The sequence below is a fragment of the Silvimonas sp. JCM 19000 genome, assembly GCF_054652575.1.
Genome location: NZ_BAAIHC010000031.1, coordinates 11,932 through 29,654, shown reverse-complemented (window position 1 = coordinate 29,654; position 17,723 = coordinate 11,932). Strand labels below are relative to the sequence as shown.

Sequence of the window (17,723 nt, the reverse complement as noted above, 5' to 3'; positions counted from 1 at the left end):
GTTTTTTAAATCAGCCTGCCAATCCGCGCATTCCGCTGACCAGGCCGGAATCGCAGATAGAAATAGTGTTAACGCACAAAGCAAACACAATTTAAATTTGCTCATGCCGGTATTCCATTTGCTGCAGCAGTTCTGAACAGGCGCGATAATCGGCAAATAACAGCGACGCTTCTTCTACCCTCAATGTGGGCAAGGCGGATTGCAGTGCTGTTAAATCTCCAGTTTCTGCAAGACAACGTACATATAAACGTCGGCTTGCATCATCTTGGTCGCCCTTATTCGCATCGAGCGCCGCCCTGATCTGGCTAAGCGCGGACAAGTATTGCTCGCGCGCAGAAATATATTCCAGAGTCTGGCGCTGCCCGGCGCAATACTGCGGAGCTATATCATCGGGAATCTGCCGTAGCAGTTGCAATGCCCGATCCAGATCGCCCTGTAGCAATATCAATTCGGCCAGTTTTGAATACGACAGCGCAATATATTCGGCATCAGCCTGGTCTATGTGGCGCGATTGCCATTGTTGCAGCAGCGTATTGAATATTGCTTGCGCCTCGGCAAAACTCTCGCCAGATTCCCGCGCGTAATAAAACAAATCTCGGGCAAAGAAATAGCGCCAGCGCACCTCATCGGGCGTATCCCGCAACTGCAAACGGGAAAGTGCCAGATTCCGCGCGAGCTTGGCTTTGCTTAGCAACACCGGCGCAGCATAGCCATCGTGCTGCAACACGATAGAAGTTGCTGCCACTTGCGGCGGGGTGCCGCTTTCAAGCAATGGCCATTCATGCACCCGCCCGACATAAGCGATGCCGCAACCGGTGCGAAAAATGCGTGGCGAAGTGGTTCCGCCTTGCATTTCATCAGCGATGCGTACTTCCGCCGCGTCGAATCGGGAGCCATTTAACCTTGCCAGTTCGTGGCACAGAGAGCGCCTATCCTTTTCCAGCAAATACTCATCGGCATCGATAAATATCGCCCATTCGCATGTCGCTTGTGCCAGCGCGTAATTTCTGGCGGCGGAAAAGCTTTGTGCCCACGGATAATTGAATAGCTTGATCGGTGCCACAGAGAATGAATTAATAATCTTGAGCGTGTCATCAATCGATCCGGCATCAACAATTATGATCTCGTTCGCAATCGGGCAAATACTCTCGATCATCCGGCCGATACAACGCGCTTCATCACGTGCAATCACCAGAAAACTAATGGATGGCTGCGTATATGCGCCGCCCGCCGCGGGATGCCCATCAAAATTGATATTTTTTTCCATGCCCATGGCGGCAGCATCCCGATGACTAAATGCAGCAAGATAGCACCAAGTTTGCGTCACGAAAAATATGTGCGCGCTTGTCAGCAACGTCAATCAATTTGGATAAAACTATAAAGCCCATTCACCTGCGGCTGATGCAATGGAATGCACGCTGCTAGAAAATATAAATCGAATACTGAAACATAAGATCCGATGAATTATCGTATATGCCTAGATTTAATTACGTGAATAAAAGTAAACCTGGCAGCCATGGATTTTCGAATACTCTCATACGCCCGCATGGCTGGATCAGTTACAACAGGCTGCCACGCAAACAGTGCGCGCGGCATCCTCTCCAACAAACACAGGGCAATCGAAATGCGAGAATTAACTGCAGCAGAGTGTGAGAAAGTTGCTGGCGCGGGCTTATCCGGTGCCGGCAGTTACGGCGGTGGCTACGGTGCGCACGGTCTGGGTGGTGCGGGCGGGTATAACGCCGGGACCGGCCGCGCCTATGGCGCAGGGGGGGCAACCGGCGGCCCGGCGGGACGGAATTCACCAGCGGGTTTAACGCAGCGCGCCACGGCCGCTTACTACGGCTATATGGGCGCCATGTATGGATGCGGTGCGACCGGCTTCCATAAACGATAGCCAGAACGCGCAGCGCCATGCCGTTATGCATGGTGTGCACGAGGCCCACGGCACCACGTGGGCCTCTGGCTTCTTGCTGCCGCCCGCTAGACCGGTCTTACCAGACGTTATAAACCCGGCCCGTTTGCGCCCCTTCCACGCTACGCACATAAGCCTGCGCCACCCGCGCCGCCGCTACCGTTTCAAAGCCCGGAAAGGCAGGGCCATATGCCTCGCGCGATTCGGTCAGCAAGGTCGGGCTGATGACGTTGATGCGGCTGCCATTGGCCAATTCGATGGCGGCTCCGCGCACAAAACCTTCCAAAGCGGCATTCACGCTGCTGGCGTTAGCGCCATTGCGAATCGGCTCGTGCGCAACGATGCCACCCGTTAAGGTGATCGAGCCACCAGCATTCAAATAGCGTTGACCTATCAATGCCACGCGGACCTGGCCAAGCAATTTGTGTTGCAGGCCGATATCGAATTGCGCGGCGCTCATTTCGGCGAGCGGGCCAAAATGCATCTGGCCGGTGGCAGAGACGATAGCGTCCACCCGGCCCACCCGCTCAAACAGGGCGGTGACGCTGGCATCGTCGGTGATGTCGACTTGATGGTCGCCCGAGCTCCTGCCGGCGCGAATTAATTCATGGCTGGCCAGGGCGGCGCTGACGGCTTTGCCCACGGTACCGGTTGCTCCAATGATCAGGATTTTCATGGTGTTTGCGCTCTCACAGGAAATAGGGAGCGCTCATTGTCAGGCCGGCGCCGCTACCGAAAAATGCCGATATACTTTGCGCAATCCTAACCAGGAGTTTGCAATCCATGGATCGATTGCGTTGTATGGAGGTGTTTGTCGCGGTGGTGGAAGGCGGCAGTTTGAGCAAAGCGGCAGAGCAATTCGAGATCTCGGCCGTGATGGTGGGCAAGCATATCCGCCAGTTAGAGACGCATCTGGGCGCGCGCCTGTTACAACGCAGCACGCGCCGACAAAGCCTGACTGATGCGGGCGCGACATTCTTTGCCCATTGCCGCACCGTCATTGAAGAAATGCGTCGGGCTGAACTGGCTGTAGAAAGTCTGCATGCCGTGCCACAAGGCACCTTGCGCATCAGCGCACCCACCACCTTGGGCAGTTGGGTCATCGCGCCTTTATTGGCCGACTATTTGCGCGCCCAGCCGCAGGTACAGGCTGAACTGGTATTGAGCGATAGCCGCGCTGATTTGATCAAGGAGCGCTTTGATATCGCGATCCGCATTGGCGAATTAGGCTCGGAGGAATTAGTGGCGCGGCCATTGGGCGCCTATCGCATGGTCATAGCCGCGGCGCCGGAATATCTGACGCGCTTTGGCACGCCGCAGGCATTAGCCGACCTGGCGCAGCATCGCTGCCTGAGCCATATGGCCTGGAGTAATCGCAATGCCTGGCAATTAAACGATATGCACGGCGCAGGAGCGTGGCCGCAACAGAGTTGTTTTACCGCCAATGATGGCAATGCATTGCGTCTGGCCGCCTTGCGTGGCGCCGGTCTGATCCTGCAGCCCGAAGTTTTGTTAGCCGAGGATATTGCCGCCGGCAGATTGCTTGCGGTGCTAGCCGACTATTTGCCGCCAGCGCGACCGATTCATCTGGTGTATTTGCCAGACAATCAGCCGCGCCCCAAATTGAGCAGCTTCGTCGCGTTTATGCTGCAGCACCCGATTCAAGCCCGCAGGCTTTAGCCATAAGTCACGTCTTGCACCGCCTGTTTAAGCCAGACCTGCATCGGGCCAGCCGCCCGGTTATGCCAGGCGTAATACGGGATGGCCGTTAACTGCACGTCGCGTGCGGATTGGCGGCCACTGCCCGCCACTTCCTGATACAGCGCGTTGTTCCAGCGCCGTTCTGGCACAGGCAAACGCCCGAGCAAACGCAAGACCACCACGCCATCAAGCAATTCCGGCTCCCAGTCGACTGCGCTATCGTGATGGGTCGGCACTTCGACATCCAGTAATGAGATGCCGGGATGGTCGGCGGCCTCGATGCAATACAGCAGCGGCCCGCGCATTAATGCCACGCGGCCTGCGTTTTCCAATACATGCGGATGGCTTTGCATTACCCGCACCGGCATCGGCAAGGACAGCCGGATCCGATCCCCCGGTTGCCACGCGCGTTGCAGTTTTAAATACTGGCCTGGCTCAAGTTCATGCGGCTCTACCTTGCCGTTAATGCTGATGCTGGCTTGCGGGCCCACCCATGCGGGAATGCGCAGCATCAAATCAAAGCTGCTATTGGCATCGATGCAGATTTCGATATCACCATCCCATGGATAACGGGTTTTTTGCTCAATACCCACGCGCCAGCCATCCAGATCGATATCCGCGCTGTTATCGGCATATAAATGCACCCAGAGGGCGCCGGGGCTGGTGCTATAAACCGATCCACTCAATGCGGCGATGGTGCGCGCCACATTGGGCGGGCAGCAGGCGCATTCATACCAGTTTTGCCGACTGTGGCTGCCGTCATTAGCCAGCGGATTGACATAAAAATAACGCTTACCATCCAGCGACCAGCCTGGCAGCATGGCGTTATATAGCGTGTGCTCGATCAGATCGGCGTATTGCGCATTGCCGGTGGCGGCTAACATGCGCTGGTTCCACATCATGCTGCCAATGGCGGCGCAGGTTTCGGTATAGGCCTGCGCATTGGGCAATTCGTAATCCGCGCCCAGCGCTTCGCCGTGATGGCGCGAACCCAATCCACCCGAGATATAGATCTGGTGCGCCTGCATATGCCGCCACAATTGTTCCAGCGTCTGCAACAACGAGGGATCGCCGGTTTCCAGAAACACATCGGCCGCGCCCGAGTTGTAATACAGCGCGCGCACCGCATGGCCCGCCATCGCGTCCAGCTTGCGCAACGGGGCGTGATCCTGAAAATATTCCAGGCCAAACCAGCCGCCTTTAAGCTGGCCATAACCGCGCGCATCAATAAAATGTTCGGCCTGACGCAAATATGCGGCATTGCCGGTTTCGCGATACAACTCCACCAACGCCAGCTCGATTTCTTCGTGCCCATCAATACCGGGATTCTTGCCTTCGATAACGCTGCCAAATACCGCGCAGATCAAATCGGCAAAGCGGATGGCCACATTCAACAGCCGCCGGTTGCCCTGAGTGCGGTGGTGCGCAACGGCGGCCTGCAATAAATGCCCGGCGCAATACAATTCGTGATTGTCGCGCAGATTGCTCCAGCGCTCATCGGCGCGCTCCAGCGCATACCAGGTATTCAGATAACCATCGGCGCATTGCGCCGCTTCAATCAAATCCAGCGCCAGCTCCAGTTTTTCCTGCAAGCGCGGTGAGGGTTCGACCGCCAAAACCCAACTTGCGGCTTCGATCCATTTGTAGACGTCGGTGTCGTTAAACACCTTGCCGCGAAACGGTCCGATATCCGGGTTTTGCAAGCGGCGAAAATTGTCCAGATTGCCCCATGCTTCCAGTTGTTCGAATTGCGTCAGCAAAGAAACCCGGGCATTGCGCGCCTGGCGCGGGCCCCAGAACTGGCCCCCCAAGGTAACGGCCAACGGGGAGACCGGTAATAAGCGCGCATATGGGCTGCCAGCCAGATCTATGGCGCGCGGACGGACTGCGGGTTGCTGTAGAAGATTCATAGCGACATTCCTGGAGTGGGGTCAGGCCTTGACGGCACCGGCAATCAAGCCGTGGATATAAAACCGTTGCAGCAATAAAAACAGTAAAGCGCAGGGCAGAATGCTGATGCTGATACCGGCTTGCATCACGCCCCAATTCACCCCGCCCATAAATTGCGATTGCGCACTTTGCAACAGCACCGGCAAGGTAAAGCGATCGGAATCGGTAATCAGCACCAAGGCCACCAGCAATTCATTCCACGCGGTAAAGAAGGCAAATAAAGCCACGGTGACAATGCCCGGCGTCACCACCGGCAACATCACCCGCAGCAGCGTGCTGAATACATTGCAGCCATCCAGCGTGGCGGCTTCTTCCAGTTCACGCGGCACGCAATCAAAGGAATTGCGCATCATGAAAATTGAAAACGGCAATTGAAAGGTGGTATAAACCAGCGCCAGCCCCAACAATGAATTATGCAAATGCAGCACATTCAGCAAAATAAACAACGGGGTCAAAATAGACTGAAACGGGATCATCATGGTGGCCAAAACCAGCATAAATATCAGGGTTTTGCAGGGAAAACGGAAACGGCTGAAACCATATCCGCCCAATACCGATAACACCACCACGCCAAATACCGTCATCAAGGTTACGCAGGTGCTGTTCCACAAATAACGGCCGATGCCGACACCCACTTCGGTTAACGCGGCGTAATTCTGCCAGGAGAAATGCGAAGGCCAGAAGGTGGGCGGCGAAGCCGAAGCTTCTGCGGCCGGTTTAAACGAAGTCAGCACTGACCAGACAATGGGAAACAGAAACAACAGCATCACGCCACTGGCAAAGGTCAGCAACAAAATGCGGCCCCAGGGCCAATGGCGGCTGGCTTGCGTGGCCGGTTCGGCGGGGGCTGAATTGGCTGGCTGCGCGCTCGCCGCAAAATCATCCAGCGTAAGCGTCGGTTGAGTCATGGCAATCTCCTTGCGGCTTAATCGTCACTGCGCAGCAAATACAGCTGCACAAAACTCATTACGATCAATATCAGCAGCAGCACCACCGACATGGCTGAGGCATAGCCGACTTTGGAATAAGTGAATGCGGCGCGATATATCCAGAACACCACCGGAATGGTGCTGTTTTGCGGCCCGCCATGGGTCATGATGTAAAACTGATCAAATGCCAGATAAGAGCCGATTACCGAAACCGTTAATGCCAGCGCAAAAGTCTGGCGCATCAAAGGCAGCGTGATATAGCGCAATTGATGCCAGCGATTAGCGCCATCAATTCGCGCGGCTTCATATAAATCTTCCGGAATGGCCTGCATGCCCACCAGCAACAACACCATGGTGAATCCGGTCATTTTCCAGGTGACCATGGCGACAATAGACAGCAATGCGCTATTGGCACTATCAAACCATTGCACCGGCTCATCGATCAGATGCAGTTGCATTAATACGGCGCTAAAGATGCCGACCTGATCGTTATACAACCAGACCCAAAGCAGACTGGCCGCGCTCATGCCGATCACAACAGGCAAAAAATACGCAGTCCGGAACAGCCCCGATAAACGCCCGGGTTGTTGCACCACCAGCGCCAGAATAAATGCGGCAATAAACAAGGCTGGCGTTACCAGCAGGGTGTATCGCGTGGTAAACCAAAGGCTGTCCCAGAACGAGGCGTCGTGCAGCAATTGCACATAATTATCCAGGCCGCTAAAACTGCGCGGGCCAAACAAGGGCCAGTCATGCAATGACATCCATAAGGTCATTGCCAGCGGCACAAAAAAGAACACTGCAATCATTGCAAGGCAAGGCGCAACAAACAGCCCGCCGGCAATGGCCTGGCGTTGGGACAAACGCATACTGGCAATCATGACGCTCCCCCGGGGGAAGCCGCCCGCACCATGCGGGCGGCGGATGGCGCGGCTTATTTGCTGCTCAGGATTTCATTAAAGCGGGTCTGGGCTTTGCGCACGGCGGCATTCACGTCGCCGCCATAGACCGCGTCTTGCACCAGCGTGGCCCAAGGTCCGTTATTGTCGTTGATCAACTGCGGAAACTTGTCGCTATAGGGCGCCTGACCACTGCTGAAGGCATCAAAGGCAATTTTCAGGCGGGGATCATCTTTGTAATAGGCCTGGCCCAGATCGGAGCGCACCGGAATGCTGCCGTTTTTGGCAAAGTATTCCGTCTGGATGGCGTCGCTCAAACACCAGGTCATGAATTGATAAGCCACATCCGGGTGTTTGCTGCCCTTGGGAATGGCAATCGAATCGCCGCCAGCAAAACTGCCAGTGCCCCCCTTCTCGCCCGGGAAGGGCGTAATGCCGAAGTCGATTTCCGGATGTTCTTTCTTCAGCAAACCAATGGCAAAGGCGCCGGTGCCGACCATGCCGACCTTGCCGGTCAAAAAGGTATTGATGAAATTCTGGCCATTGTCGGTTTTGGAACCGGCGGAAATCTGGCCGCTACTCCACATGCGGTGATAGAAGGCCAATGCGTCTTTGACTTGCGGTTTATCCAGCGTTGCCGTCTTGCCATCCGCGCTTAGAATATCGCCGCCCGATGCCCAGATATACGGCGCAAAGGTAAAGATCTGGCAGCCACCGCACGCGCCGGAGAAATAGAAGCCCTTAACCCCACCGCCCAATGCGGTGATCTTTTTGGCGTTGGCTTCTATGCTGGCCCAATCCTTGGGCGGGTTATCGGGGTTTAGCCCGGCCTTTTTATACAGGCCTTTGTTGTACAACAGCACCGAGCCTTCGGCACTGAACGGCAAGGCATATTGGCGGCCATTGGCATTGGCCAGGCGCATATGCGCTTTAGATAACGTGGCGGCATAAGGCAGCGCTTTGGCTTTGTCGGTGATATCAGTCAATTGCCCGGCTTTGGCTAATTGCGGCACATAAATCAGATCGACCGCCAGAATATCCGGCACATTGCCCGATGCAGCCGCGGTGCCGAATTTGGTAATGAAATCATCATTCGGGATTACGGTCAGGCTGATCTGATCTTTGTGGCTGCTGTTCCACGCCTTGACCAGGGGCTGGGCCACTGCCGAATCCTGCATCCGCACCCAGAACGTCACATTGTCATCGGCCTGCGCCCACGCAGAAGCCAGCATTAGCAGGCTTGCGCCCAGTTGCAGCGTTGCCCTTCCAGAGAAATTCATGATGAGACTCCGTATTCAAGGGTTATGTGCCATCGGGCTCGACGGCATGTAGTTCTGGCGGCAATACTACAGCGCCAAAGCCGACCCACCAGCGGCGAAAACGGCACAAAACGGGACGATTCCGACTTGGTGCATCGCAGCGCGACGCGCCCAGTGGCGCGGGAATCGCCGCAATATGGACAATTCAGACGCAAATAAGGACGCATCCGATGTTGCATTTCAATCCGGCACTGGGCGTGCAGGCGCAAAACGGGGGATTGTTTGTTGCCGCCAGCGCCAACTGGCGCCATCCGGAACGCAAACTCACGTCTTACGAGCTGATTTTTGTTAAAGAAGGCGTGCTGTATCTGACTGAGGCGGGCGTCGAGTTTGAAGTTCGGCCCGGCGAAGCCCTGTTGCTATGGCCCGAGCGACTACATCGTGGCCATCGTGGCGCCAGCCGTGATCTGAAGTTTTATTGGGTGCATTTCACCGTCGACGCGGCGGCCGAAGACGGCGCTTTGCACGCACGCCAACATGCCAGCGTAGCGCGGCCCGATCACTTGACCGCCCTGTTCCGCCGCCTGCTGGATGATCAGGAATTGTTCGGCGCGCGCTCCGCCACCTTGAGTTTGTTATTGATGCTGATGCTGTGTGAACTGGCCCGGTCCGGCGTCTCTGCCCGCGCACCGGATAGCCGCCCCGCCGCCCTCGCCGGTAAAGCCGAGGTGGTGATTCAGACCAAGTTTCAGGATGCAATCAGCGCCTCGTCCATTGCGGCCGAATTGCGCTGCAATCCTGATTATTTAGGCCGGGTATTTCGCACCGAATATGGCAAGACGATTACCGACACCATTAACGAACGTCGCATCCGCCACGCCTGCGCCTTATTGGCCGAAACGCGCAGCGGTATCGACGATATTGCCCAACAATGCGGCTTTGCCGATACCGCCTATTTCCGCCGCATGTTCAAGCGTTTGCAAGGCATGACGCCAGGTGGATTCCGGCTTTTGCATACCCGCACACATATCAATCACGGCTAGTGCGCGTTACATGATTTCGGCCATGCTGACCGGAAATGGATCGGCCTCATTAAAATGGCTGTTTTTTTCCAGATACAGCTCATGGCGGGGCATATCAAAGATCAGATTAAAACGATGCAACACGCCCAATCCCACCAGCCCGGCTATGCGGTCATCGGCCGCCATGCCGCTGCGCATGCTATGCAAATCTACGCCCAATGACGGCAAGACCACCCCATCGAGGGTAAAGCTATCCACCGTGGCACGGCGGCCAAATACGTTGCCGCCGATGCCCTCAGACAGCGTGCGCTCGGGCGTGCAACGTAAACGATTAAACAGATTATGTTGCCGCACATACGGCGCATTGATGCCCAGGCTGCCGGCATAGCCGGTATCGAGCAAATAAACGCCTTTTTCGCCTTCGAGATTGGCCTCCACGGTCAGGCGTTCAAAGGCATCGGATAAAACCAGTGGTCTGGCTTTGCCGCTGTAATGAAAATGCCGGGGCGGATACAGCAGCATCTGGTTGTGATCAAAATCGATTTGCACCACAAAACGTGCCAGCAAATCGGTACCGATCAGGCCTAATGAATGTTCGGCATCATCCTCGGTGGCATTCAAGCGGCCCATATCAATGGTGCGGGCGTGCCATTGCTTGAGTTGCAGATTGCCCATACTCAAATCCAGCGCCTCGCTACGACCGGTATCCACGTCGCGGCCGCCCATACCGCCGCTTTGGCCATACGGCCTGGTCTTGATCTTGAGTGTTTTGAGCACGTCTTCATTCAGCACCAGATCAGCGCCGGTATCGAGCTGGATGTGATAACCCGGCTTGCCATTTATGGAAACCGGAATGTTGATCATGTCGTGCGCCACCGTAATGGGCACTACCGCATGATCCGCGCCGTCGGCAATAGCCCAGTCATCGGGCTCGGGCATCTGTAATTGGCGCAGCGGCTTGATCTCTGCCGCCTGATAGCGCGCGCTAAAGCTGAAGTGCCGGGCCGCAGTGGCGTAGCTATAGCTTTGCGGCAAAAAATAACCATTAACGGCAACCCAGTCACCCAACCAGAAAACCAGCGGCGTTTTACCTTTGAAGTGGAACACCGCGCGATCAATCAAATGGGTGTCACGGCGAAACCAGATATCAATATCCGGTACTTGTTTGCCATGGGGATGCAATACATCGCAAACGCTATCGCCACACGGCGCGCTACGCAGCCATTGGTAGGTCTGGGTAATACGCGCATTGGGCGCCAGTGCCGCCCCGCTATAAACAAACGCCATAAGTTCGACCAGCACATTGCCGTCGGGATAATAAGTGGGGACCCCGTTGTCCATGGCCGACCACGCGCCTTGCGCATCAAAACCCTGGCGATACGGAATGCCATCCAGGTCAAAGCTGCGTTGGTAGTAACCGGTGGCGATATCGGCATACAACTCGCCTTTGTATTCCAATGGCTTGTCTTTATCGACTTCGACGCGCTGCACCACGTCGGCATGAATCGCGCGCAATTCGGCTTGATGCGCCACGCCCATGGCAGCCGCGGCCTGGTCCAGCAAAGCATACAAATCGGGTGCAATTTCGCTATTGGCGGCAGGGGCTGAAGCGGATGGCGTGGGGGCGGCGCCGGCAAAACTGGCGAGCGCAGCCAGCAATAGCAACAGGCTGATCAGGGATTTGAACGCGGGCATAAGTCGTATAACTTTCTTTTGATTGTGAGCGGTTGCGGGTTTACGCAGCGGTCCCAATTCTGGAAAGTCCAACTCACTTCGTCAAAAATAGCGCGCCGCGGCGGCCGAAAATGTTGCAGCCGCGCCCGCTATTCTTATCCATCAATACGTCGTATTAACGGCCTGCACCACCGCGTCGATTCCGGCGGCCTGGTCTTTGACATCGATATGCACGTGATCGCCGTTAAAAGCGAAACGAATATTGAAAGGAATGCCGCTGCGCAGCCACACCTGCTCCAGCGCCAGCGTATGGTCATCAATCCAGAAGGCGCGGGCCGCCTGTGGCTGGCCATCAATTGTATTGGTGTGCCAGGTGCCATCCAGCGCGGCCTTGAAGGTGTAGCGACCCGGTTGGGCGCCGCCCTTAATCTGTAACACTTCAACCTGATCGCTGCCAAAGCGGAATTGCCACGAATCTTTATTCGCCTGGGGCGAGCCCACGGCTTTGCCATCCAGTAATGCTTCCTGCGCCGGGTGCCGCACCGCCACCGGCGCGGGATGCGCCAATTGCGCGATACGTTGATTCAATGCGGCCCGCGCCGCGGGGTTATCCGGCAACGCGGCAGCAGCGGCAGGACGGATAAAGTACTGTAGCAATGCATCAAAATCAGGGATCGGCCCTGCTTTCAGATAATAGCGACGCGATGCAATCACCAACGAAATATCCTCTTGCGGCAGCACCACAATATATTGGCCACCCGCACCTTCGGCGGCATACCAGTCGCCATTGCGGGTGGTCCACCATTGCGCGCCATAAAACGCGGTATGCGGGCTATCGCTGCTGACTGGATAAAGCGGCGCGGTGGCGTAGTCCACCCATTGCCGTGGCACTAATTGTTTGCCGCCCAGATTGCCGTGTTGGCGAAACAATTCAGCAAAAGCCAGCAGATCTTTGGGCTGGGCATAAATGCCGCGTGAGCCATCCACCTGCCCTTTTCCGTTTTGATCCCAGTCCACTTTGCCAAAGCCCAATGGCTCAAACAGCTTTTGCCGGGCATAGTCTTCCAGCGGCATATGCACGGATTGCGCCACCATGGCGCCGATCAAATCAGAACCGGCGCTGTTGTAATTCCATTTTCCGATCAGCTCGGGCGGGCGCGGCAATTGCAACATAAACCGTTGCCAGTCCCCGCTATGGCGCGCCTGCCCCCAGTCCCCGAGGTCGCTCCAGAACACGCCCGATTGCATGCCCAGCAACTGGCGCAAGGTAATGGCGCGGGCATTCGGAATATCGGCGTATTGCGGCAGCACTTTGGCCACCGTGTCATCCAGCGATAATTTGCCCTCGGCGATCGCCAGCCCGGCCAGTGTGGAGGTAAAACTCTTGGCGGCCGAATTGATTTGATGCGCCGTGCCCGGCTGAAACGGCGCCGCATAGGACTCCAGCACCAATTGCCCGTGGCGCGCCAGCAATACGCAATCCGTATCGAAGCCATTGCTTTGCAGATAATCGAGCATGCGCGTCAAACGCGCCGAATCCAGCCCCTGCGATTCAGGGGTCGCTTTGGGCAATTCAATGGCTTGCGCACAGGCACAAAGCAGCCCGACGAGCAGGCTGAGCAATAAACGCGGCATGGTAGAGGGCGGTGGCGGAGAGCGATGTCGCTCAATATAGGTCGGTAATTCTTATAAGGCAAAACCCTTATTCGAGGATTTTCGTACCCGGCACCCAGGCCGGCTTTTTTCAAGCCTGGCGAGCACGCGTAGGTCGTGCCCGGAACTTGCCGTCAGTCTTTGCCGCATCTGCGCGATATCAGCCCGGCCTGCCCTAATATCAGAGTTGGCCCGGAATATTGCGGGGATAAAACAAAGAGTGAGGATGCGGTGGCAACACGAGGACGGCGTTGGCTATGGGGGACGGGCATAGGCGTATTGGTGATTGCGCTATTGGGTGCGGGCGCCTGGTATTTCTATTTGTGGGAGCTGAAACAGCATGTAATTGCAGCTTTAGGCAGCACCGGCAGCGCTGAGCAGATCGAGACCGGCTGGTCCACGGTTACGCTGAGCAATGTGCGCCTGCGCGCGACCGAAGACTGGCCGGAGGGTGATACATTGCGGGCGCGGCAAGTGGTGTTCCAGTTTGATCCGGATGCGCTATTGCACAGGCAGATCCATATCCGGCAAGTGGATGTACGCGGCTATTACCTGGCGGTGCGGCGCACGGCCGAGAAAAAAATCGCGCTATTGCCCAATCTGAAACGCCCGGATAGCGATGCCGCAGCCCCCAATAGCCGCGCCAAATTAATCGACCATGTGGTATTTGATGATGGCGATGTGGCCTTCTTTGATGAATCGATACGCAAACCGGCCTACAAAATCGTGGTCAAGCAAGTGCATGCCACCGTCGATAATTTGCAGCCGCCTGCGTTTACTGAACCCTTCCAGTTAAACCTGACCGGCAAGTTGCCCGGCAAAAATGGCGACGGCACGGTTAAATTCGACGGCTGGATCAATAAATCCAGCAGCGACTCACAAAGCAAAACCCTGTTGAATAACGTCGATATCAGCCAGCTCGATCCTTATCTATTAAAAAAGACCAATTCATTTGCTGATCTGAAAAACGCGGTAATTGATTTGAGCCTGGATGCCACCGTCAAACAAAAGCAGATCAAGGCACACGGCCAATTTACCTTGCGCCATCTGGAGCCGGTTAAAGAACCTGGCCTGCATCCCATCAAGGCGTTGTTACGGCTGCCGGAGAAAGCCGAACTGGCGGCGCTGAAAGACAAAAAAGGCCAGATTACCCTCGATTACGAAGTGAGCGGACCATTGCACCAGCCCAGATTTGCCCTCACGGACAATCTGCCGCAAAAAATGGCGAGCGGATTGCCCAAAGTATTAGGGACCGGGGTGGAAAAAGCCGGCAGCGCAGTAAAGAAGACTTCGGATACCTTGCTGGACCTGATTACGCCCTAGCGTATTGCGCGATGGCGCTATCTGAACAACAAAGACAGCGCCACCAGCGCCAGCAAGAGGGCAAAGATGCGCTGAACCGGTTCAGCGCGTAAGCGCTGCACCAGCCAGCGCCCCGCCAGCATGCCGGTGGCCACCGCCAGCACAAAGTAAAGCGTGAACGGCAGCGGCAAAGCCACGCCGTGGACCAGCGCATTGAGCACGGTGCCGATACCCACCAGCGCGATCACCATCAGCGACGTGGCAATCACCGCGTGCAGCGGCGCGCGGGTATAGCGCTGCAGCAAGGGGACCATCACAAAGCCGCCCCCCACGCCCAACAGCCCGGACAATACGCCGGTGAGTGCGCCTACTGCGGCCAGCAACAGCGCGGTCGGCACGTTCCAGATAAAGCGACCGCTATCGGAATCAATCTGCGCGGCAAGGCGAAACTGTGCCTGGCTGGCACGCCCGCCGGCTTGACGCCATTGCCGCACGGCCACACCCGCCAGCACCAGCGCGAACAGCAGTAATAAATGATGGGGGCTGAATCTGCGCGCCAGGGCCAGGCCGAGGCTGCTGGCTGGAATGCCACACACGGCCATCAACACGGCCGCGCGATAGCGCACCAGCCCGCGGCGCCAGCCTTCCAGCGTGCCGAGCGTGGCCCCGGTCGCGACGGCGATCAACGCCACCGGCGTGGCCTGCTGCAGGCTCCAGCCCATGCTGACCACCAAGGCGGGCAGCGCCAGAATGCCACCACCGGCGCCAGTCAGGCCCATGATGGCGCCGACGCCAACGCCGAGTATCAATGCCAGCCACATCGTGCGTCCTCCCGGACGAAATCCATGCAATGCAACAAAGGCTAGCTTCCCGTTGATTGTTCGGCGGCGGCCTTCAGTGCCTGCAGCACCTCGGCAAAATCGCCGGTCACCATCGCCCCGAATTCAGCCGCCTGCGGGCCCTCAATCTCGGTGGCATAGGTGATCAGGGCGCCCCCATCGGGCAGCGCGGAAATACGGTGATGCACGCGGATCTGGTTGCCTTCGATCACGGTTTCATCGGTAAAGCCCACGCCGGGTTGCACATCGAGCAAGGTGCTGCTCAAGCGGGTGCCGTCGGGCAATTCCATCAAAAACGTGCTGCCACTGGCGAATGGGCCAGCGAGCGTGATCCGGGCAATCCCGGCATTCCAGTGCTTCCAGCCCGCCACATCGGCAAACAATGCCCAGATGCGTGCGGCTGACGCTGCGACAGCAATGGATTCTTTATGCGTCCACATTTTTATGCTCCGGTCTGGATCGGCTGCGACGCCGATCTCACTTTGAGACGTTTGTAGGCAGCTCATCAGCACTACGTAAGTATCATCTGTCTATGGGGACAGATTTGATGCAGAATATCGCTGATACACTACGAAGCACAGGAGCAATCCGATGGCCAAGCCGCGGAACGAGCATGTCTTTAACGGCGTTCAAGCGTTGCGGTTTTTTGCTGCAATGCTGGTTGTGGTCACCCACGCCACCGGGATGGCCACCGAACGCATGTTGGGCATGGGCCCGGGGCTTTACTGGTTCAATGGCCAGTCGGGGGTCGACATCTTCTTTGTTATCAGTGGTTTTGTCATGGCTGCCTCGTCCTTTAATGCGCAAGGACAAGCCATGAGCTGGAAGACTTTTGCGCAGCGGCGTATTTTGCGCGTCGTGCCCATGTACTGGATAGCCACCACGCTCAAGATTGCGATGGTGCTGGCGGTACCTGCCGTGGCCTTGCACACCGTGGTCGACCCGCTGCGGGTGCTTTGCTCCTATCTGTTCTTGCCCTCATTGAATGAACAAGGTGAAATCTTGCCGCTGTTGACGGTGGGCTGGACCTTGCAGTTCGAGATGTTCTTTTATTTTTTCTTTACCATCGCGCTGTTTTTGAAGCGACCGCCGCTGTGGTTCTGTGGCGTGATCTTTGCGCTGCTCACCGCGCTGGCCGCCAGCGACATCCGCGGCAGTAGCGCCATCTGGAGCTATGCCAGCCCGCTGCTGATCGAGTTTATCTATGGCATGGCCATTGCCCGCTTTGCCGCCCGCCCGCGGCTGGGGCCCGCCGTCGCGGGTGCGCTGGTCATTGTCGGCATCGCGCTGCTGATGAGCATTCATACCTATACCCGCTGGCGCGGCTTTGAATGGGGCTTGCCTGCCGCATTGGTCGTGTTGGGGGTGGTGCAGCTGGAACCCTGGCTGGGCAGTCGCATACCCAAAGCCGTGCTGGAACAAGGCGCGGCATCTTATGTGTTGTATCTGTTCCATCCGTTTCTGGTGCCCGCGGTGGGCGTATTGCTGATCAAGTTAAACGTACTGAGCATTACCGCTGCGGTCTTGTTGTGTCTGATCATCAGCCCGCTCATGGCCTTGGTGATTCATCGTTTGATCGAAAATCCGCTCAATCGCTATCTGAAAACCGCCACCGCGCCAGGCGGAGCGTTTCGCCGCAAGGCAGCCAGCTTCGGGGGTTAAGCGGAACGGTGCGCGGCCTGGCCCGGCGCATTCAAGCGGTCCTTCCACCATTGCCACGCCGGACCGATGCTTTGCCCGGCGCGCCACGCCACATGCATCGCCAGCGGCATGCCGCCTTCCGGCACCAGCGCCAGCGGCAGGCTGATCAACTGCCCGCTGGCCAGATCAGCCTGTATCGAATGCAGCGGCATAAAGCCCCAGCCCATGCCCGCCAACAGCATGGTGTGTTTCACGCCCAGATCGGATAGCCGCCACGTGGCGTCCGAGAGCACTGCATAATCTTTGCCTGCGGTGAGCGCGCTGCGGTCGGTGAGCACCAGTTGCGTATGCGGGCGCAGCGCGGCGCGTTCGATCGGGCCGGCTTGCAGCGCCAGCGGATGTGTTGGTGCGGCCACGGCGACCACTTTGACCGGCGGCAAAGCGTAGCCTTCCAGCCCGGCCGGTAACTCGGGCAAGGTGGCCAGAATGCCCAGTTGCGCACTGCCTGCCAGCACCCGTTCGGCCACCGCGCCCAATGCCTCTACATATAAACGGAACGCCACGCTGGGGAATTCGGTCCGAAAATCCGCCAGCGCGGCCAGCAATCTGGGTAAAGGATAATAAACATCAACCGCCAGGCCCAATTCAGCCTCCAGCCCATGGCTGATTGCCGCTGCGCGTGCCTGCAATTGATCGACTTGTTGCAATACCCCGCGCGCATCATTCAGCAGGGTTTGCCCGGTGGCGGTGAGCGTGGCGCGATAACGGCTGCGGTCAAACAATTGCACGCCCAATTGCGATTCCAGCGTGGCGATGGTGTAGCTCACCGCAGATTGCGTACGGCCAACCTGGCGCGAGGCCGCCAGAAAACTGCCCGATTGCGCCACGGCAGCAAATACGCGCAATTGCTCCAGCGATATTCTTTCCAGATTCACGCCC

At 57.1% G+C, this 17,723-nt stretch carries 15 protein-coding genes; 4 read left to right on the top strand and 11 right to left on the bottom strand.

The genetic code is table 11. The features are described from left to right. Positions 1 to 91: 91 nt before the first annotated feature. Complete coding sequence (locus ACYQ1A_RS19485) at positions 92 to 1,273, bottom strand: glycosyltransferase family 2 protein (protein WP_499364835.1); 1,182 nt, start codon at positions 1,271 to 1,273, stop codon at positions 92 to 94. 721 nt (positions 1,274 to 1,994) lie between these two features. Continuing rightward, positions 1,995 to 2,591 (bottom strand): short chain dehydrogenase, encoded by a 597-nt coding sequence (locus ACYQ1A_RS19480; RefSeq protein ID WP_499364833.1) that lies wholly within the window; start codon positions 2,589 to 2,591, stop codon positions 1,995 to 1,997. Positions 2,592 to 2,698: 107 nt separating this feature from the next. Between ACYQ1A_RS19480 and ACYQ1A_RS19475 the strand changes: the two genes are divergently transcribed. Then, positions 2,699 to 3,595 carry a LysR substrate-binding domain-containing protein gene (locus ACYQ1A_RS19475; RefSeq protein ID WP_499364831.1) on the top strand — a complete coding sequence of 299 codons (897 nt, stop codon included), beginning with the start codon at positions 2,699 to 2,701 and terminating at the stop codon, positions 3,593 to 3,595. On the opposite strand, the gene ACYQ1A_RS19470 is transcribed toward ACYQ1A_RS19475, so the two are convergent. The 4 genes from ACYQ1A_RS19470 to ACYQ1A_RS19455 are packed head-to-tail and all read right to left on the bottom strand — an operon-like array spanning position 3,592 to position 8,674. Further along, on the bottom strand, positions 3,592 to 5,526 hold the full coding sequence (locus tag ACYQ1A_RS19470; protein ID WP_499364830.1) for a glycoside hydrolase family 127 protein: 1,935 nt from the start codon (positions 5,524 to 5,526) through the stop codon (positions 3,592 to 3,594). The genes ACYQ1A_RS19475 and ACYQ1A_RS19470 overlap by 4 nt on opposite strands. Before the next feature lie 21 nt (positions 5,527 to 5,547). Continuing rightward, positions 5,548 to 6,474 (bottom strand): carbohydrate ABC transporter permease, encoded by a 927-nt coding sequence (locus ACYQ1A_RS19465; RefSeq protein WP_499364827.1) that lies wholly within the window; start codon positions 6,472 to 6,474, stop codon positions 5,548 to 5,550. Positions 6,475 to 6,491: 17 nt separating this feature from the next. Beyond that, complete coding sequence (locus ACYQ1A_RS19460) at positions 6,492 to 7,376, bottom strand: carbohydrate ABC transporter permease (protein ID WP_499364825.1); 885 nt, start codon at positions 7,374 to 7,376, stop codon at positions 6,492 to 6,494. 53 nt (positions 7,377 to 7,429) lie between these two features. After that, the gene (locus ACYQ1A_RS19455) at positions 7,430 to 8,674 is read right to left on the bottom strand and encodes an ABC transporter substrate-binding protein (protein ID WP_499364823.1); all 1,245 of its coding nucleotides are present in this window, start codon (positions 8,672 to 8,674) and stop codon (positions 7,430 to 7,432) included. A gap of 209 nt (positions 8,675 to 8,883) precedes the next feature. Between ACYQ1A_RS19455 and ACYQ1A_RS19450 the strand changes: the two genes are divergently transcribed. Beyond that, complete coding sequence (locus ACYQ1A_RS19450) at positions 8,884 to 9,696, top strand: helix-turn-helix transcriptional regulator (protein ID WP_499364821.1); 813 nt, start codon at positions 8,884 to 8,886, stop codon at positions 9,694 to 9,696. Between the two features lie 6 nt (positions 9,697 to 9,702). On the opposite strand, the gene ACYQ1A_RS19445 is transcribed toward ACYQ1A_RS19450, so the two are convergent. Then, positions 9,703 to 11,370: an aspartyl protease family protein gene (locus ACYQ1A_RS19445; protein WP_499364818.1), complete on the bottom strand. Its 1,668-nt coding sequence runs from the start codon at positions 11,368 to 11,370 to the stop codon at positions 9,703 to 9,705. 141 nt (positions 11,371 to 11,511) lie between these two features. Next, positions 11,512 to 12,984 carry a serine hydrolase domain-containing protein gene (locus tag ACYQ1A_RS19440; protein WP_062223401.1) on the bottom strand — a complete coding sequence of 491 codons (1,473 nt, stop codon included), beginning with the start codon at positions 12,982 to 12,984 and terminating at the stop codon, positions 11,512 to 11,514. A 249-nt stretch (positions 12,985 to 13,233) separates the two neighbouring features. On the opposite strand from ACYQ1A_RS19440, the gene ACYQ1A_RS19435 reads away from it, so the two are divergent. After that, positions 13,234 to 14,325 carry a DUF748 domain-containing protein gene (locus ACYQ1A_RS19435; protein ID WP_499364814.1) on the top strand — a complete coding sequence of 364 codons (1,092 nt, stop codon included), beginning with the start codon at positions 13,234 to 13,236 and terminating at the stop codon, positions 14,323 to 14,325. A gap of 17 nt (positions 14,326 to 14,342) precedes the next feature. Here the strand turns inward: ACYQ1A_RS19435 and ACYQ1A_RS19430 are convergent, their stop codons facing one another. After that, a complete protein-coding gene (locus ACYQ1A_RS19430) occupies positions 14,343 to 15,125 on the bottom strand; it encodes a sulfite exporter TauE/SafE family protein (protein ID WP_499364812.1) in 783 nt (260 codons plus the stop codon). Positions 15,126 to 15,166: 41 nt separating this feature from the next. Continuing rightward, a complete protein-coding gene (locus ACYQ1A_RS19425) occupies positions 15,167 to 15,583 on the bottom strand; it encodes an SRPBCC family protein (RefSeq protein ID WP_499364810.1) in 417 nt (138 codons plus the stop codon). Positions 15,584 to 15,734: 151 nt separating this feature from the next. On the opposite strand from ACYQ1A_RS19425, the gene ACYQ1A_RS19420 reads away from it, so the two are divergent. Further along, entirely contained in the window at positions 15,735 to 16,805 is a 1,071-nt protein-coding gene (locus ACYQ1A_RS19420; RefSeq protein ID WP_499364808.1) for an acyltransferase family protein, read from the top strand. Here ACYQ1A_RS19420 and ACYQ1A_RS19415 read toward each other — a convergent pair. After that, positions 16,802 to 17,719: a LysR family transcriptional regulator gene (locus ACYQ1A_RS19415; RefSeq protein ID WP_499364805.1), complete on the bottom strand. Its 918-nt coding sequence runs from the start codon at positions 17,717 to 17,719 to the stop codon at positions 16,802 to 16,804. The two genes, ACYQ1A_RS19420 and ACYQ1A_RS19415, sit on opposite strands and share 4 nt — an antisense overlap. Positions 17,720 to 17,723: the final 4 nt, after the last annotated feature.